This window comes from Vibrio sp. 9-16B-A1 (assembly GCF_056726165.1).
This window is the reverse complement of sequence record NZ_JBSDZD010000035.1, coordinates 1-2,890: the sequence shown is the minus strand read 5'-3', so window position 1 is coordinate 2,890 and position 2,890 is coordinate 1. Positions and strand designations below refer to the sequence as shown.

The 2,890-nt window shown below is 45.6% G+C and carries 3 protein-coding genes; 2 read left to right on the top strand and 1 reads right to left on the bottom strand.

The window, feature by feature from the left end:
- Positions 1-76 precede the first annotated feature (76 nt).
- Positions 77-1,188 (top strand): IS3 family transposase gene (locus tag ACVB80_RS24250; protein ID WP_481081072.1). Its coding sequence is split into 2 segments (ribosomal slippage): positions 77-329 and positions 329-1,188, totalling 1,113 coding nucleotides; the frame shifts between segments, so codons are not numbered across the junction.
- A 42-nt stretch (positions 1,189-1,230) separates the two neighbouring features.
- Here ACVB80_RS24250 and ACVB80_RS24245 read toward each other — a convergent pair.
- Positions 1,231-1,710: a GNAT family N-acetyltransferase gene (locus ACVB80_RS24245; RefSeq protein ID WP_481083829.1), complete on the bottom strand. Its 480-nt coding sequence runs from the start codon at positions 1,708-1,710 to the stop codon at positions 1,231-1,233.
- Positions 1,711-1,880: 170 nt separating this feature from the next.
- On the opposite strand from ACVB80_RS24245, the gene ACVB80_RS24240 reads away from it, so the two are divergent.
- Positions 1,881-2,890, top strand: a 1,010-nt coding sequence (locus ACVB80_RS24240; RefSeq protein WP_481080767.1) for an IS4 family transposase, incomplete at its 3' end; no start/stop codon positions are given.

The window sequence follows — 2,890 nt, the reverse complement described above, 5'->3', positions numbered from 1 at the left end:
TGTAACCCTCCCCAAAAAACTGGTCACTAGTAATTAGAGCTTTTCCGTTTACACTGAAACAAACGGAGAACGCATGATGAAGAAATCACGCTACACAGAGACACAAATCGTCAGGATCCTCAAGGAAGTGGAAGCAGGCCGAAAGGTCAATGAAGTTTGCCGTGAATATGGCATCTCTGATGCGACTTACTACAACTGGAAATCCAAGTATGGTGGTATGGAAGCATCGGATGTGAAACGCCTGAAAGAGCTTGAAGATGAGAATCGAAGGCTCAAACAGATGTTTGCTGATCTCAGCCTTGAGCATCGCATTGTCAAAGACATTCTGGAAAAAAAGCTCTAAAGCCAGCGGTTAAACGGGAACTGGTCGATTATGTTCGCAAACAGTTCCAAACCAGCCTGAGAATGGCCTGCCGCGCAGTTGGCATCAGTGATTCGGTATATCGCTACCGGCCAGATCCTCACCGGGATGATGAGGTGATAGCCAAACTTCAGGAAGTAACTGAGCGGTATCCTGCATACGGATTTGGCAAGGTATTTGCCGTGCTCAGGCGTTGGGGGCATGCATGGAACCATAAACGGGTTCATCGTGTTTACTGTTCTCTGAAACTGAACATGCGCCGCAAGGGCAAAAAACGCTTACCCAAGCGCGAGCCCGCGCCCCTGATATGCCCGGACTGGGTCAACAGCTGTTGGTCTATCGACTTTATGAGTGACTCACTGAACTGTGGCAGACGCTTTCGCACATTCAATGTCGTGGATGACTTCAACCGTGAAGTACTCGCGATTGAAGTGGACCTGAATCTGCCCGCTCCACGGGTGATACGGGTTCTCGAACGTATCATTGCCTGGAGAGGCTATCCCGGAAAACTGCGAATGGACAATGGGCCAGAGTTTATCTCAACCGCTTTGGCTGAATGGGCAGAAAAAAACAAGGTGGAACTTGAGTTCATTCGGCCAGGAAAGCCCACAGAAAACTCGTATATCGAGCGTTTTAACCGGACGTACCGGACAGAAGTTCTGGACATGTATGTGTTCAAAACACTGAGTGAAGTCCGGGAACTGACGGAAAACTGGATGAGGGAGTACAACGATGAACGCCCTCATGAATCACTGAATGATCTGACTCCCTGGGAGTATTTAGCAAGGCATGAAAACAGGAAAACCTCTAATTTAGAATGCCACTAAAACAGGGAGGGTTACAGAAGGCTCATATGTGTTATGTAGTGCCTATTGCTCACCTATTTGCTTGGCCATATTAAAGCCTGTAATGACAAAGCCAACTTCCTTGTACAACTTAAGCGCTCGTTCGTTGTGATAAGCCACCCTTAATTTGATTTGCTTGATACCGACTAACTGTAACTGTTTTTCCAACTCAGAAATTGCTTGAGTTCCATAGCCCAATCCTCGGTACTCGCTGGATACAAAAAAGTCGTAGATGAAGGTAGATCGATCTGAAGCGTTTACTGAGTGCCAAAGATAACCAATAAGATGTAACTGCCCTTCAATTTCAGTATCAATACATAGCAAGGAGTGCACATCTCCGCCGAGTCCATTGGGGAAACAACGATGCAGCTCTTTCGTTGCTAACTCTGTTGCTACTTCGAGAGTATGTCCATAATTCTTAGCGATTTCCCGACTGTAATCATCGATAAAATACTGACAATAAGCCGGGTACTCTTCTTGACGCATTTCCCTAAGTACAACCATATTTTTCCTTTTTATGTGATAAATCCAACCCGCTACATAACGCTTTGTTCTTACGAATCCCCTCATAATTTCCTTTCAAAACAATGAGTAGACGCACATCGCCCTATCTGATCTAATGAATTTCGCCAAAAACACACCTTCACAGATAGATAAGAAAGAGATTCTTAGCGATGTGCGATATCCAGATTCTACAGCAAACACTGGCTCAACAGTGTCCCAACATTCACAAAAAACGACTTAATTCTCTGATACTTGCTACCAAATCCGTTCTCGACGGCGCTGAGTTGACCCTGACCAAAATTGGTCGTTCACTTGAAGCAAATACCACGGTAAAGCATTCAATTAAACGCATCGACAGACTCCTCGGAAACCACAACCTTCACCGAGAAAAAGACGCCATCTATAAATGGCATGCTTCACTTATTACCCACGCTAACCCCTTTCCTGTTGTTCTTGTCGATTGGTCTGATGTTCGAGAGCAACTACGGTACATGACCTTACGTGCGTCGATTGCTGTTAAGGGACGAGCGGTGACGCTATACGAGCAAGCTTTCGAATATAAACAGTACAACTCACCCAACAGTCACCAACTCTTCTTGAACAAACTGCAAACCATACTCCCTGACGGATGTGTTCCAATCATTGTTTCCGATGCTGGCTTTCGAAATACCTGGTTTCGACAAGTAGAAAGTAAAGGGTGGTTCTGGCTTGGCCGTGTTCGTGGCGAAGTCTCTATCAAACTTCCTAACCAAGCTTGGTGCTCGAACAAAACCTTCTATCCAGAAGCCACTGATAAACCGCGTTTTCTTGGTGAATGTGAACTAGCGAAACGCTCCCCTCTAAAGTGTTCTGCTTACTTGTATAAGGGTCAACCCAAAGGCAGAAAGGCACATCGTCACAGCAGAACTTGTCAAAAGCACTCGGCTGGAAAAGTATTCCTCAAAGGTGCAAAAGAACCGTGGTTACTTGTTACGAGTTTGCCCAATAACATCATGAATGGGATTCAGATAACTCAACTCTACTCAAAGCGAATGCAGATAGAAGAATCCTTTCGGGATCTCAAAAGTCCTGCTTATGGGTTAGCACTGAGGCACAATCGAACCCGATGCACCAAGCGCATCGACATCTTGTTGCTCATGGCGCTACTGGCCGAAATCATTATGTGGTGGAATGGGCTAAT

What these genes read in the sequence shown, in the direction of transcription:
- ACVB80_RS24245 (WP_481083829.1), bottom strand. Translation starts at nt 1,710, where the DNA reads ATGGTTGTACTTAGGGAAATGCGTCAAGAAGAGTACCCGGCTTATTGT.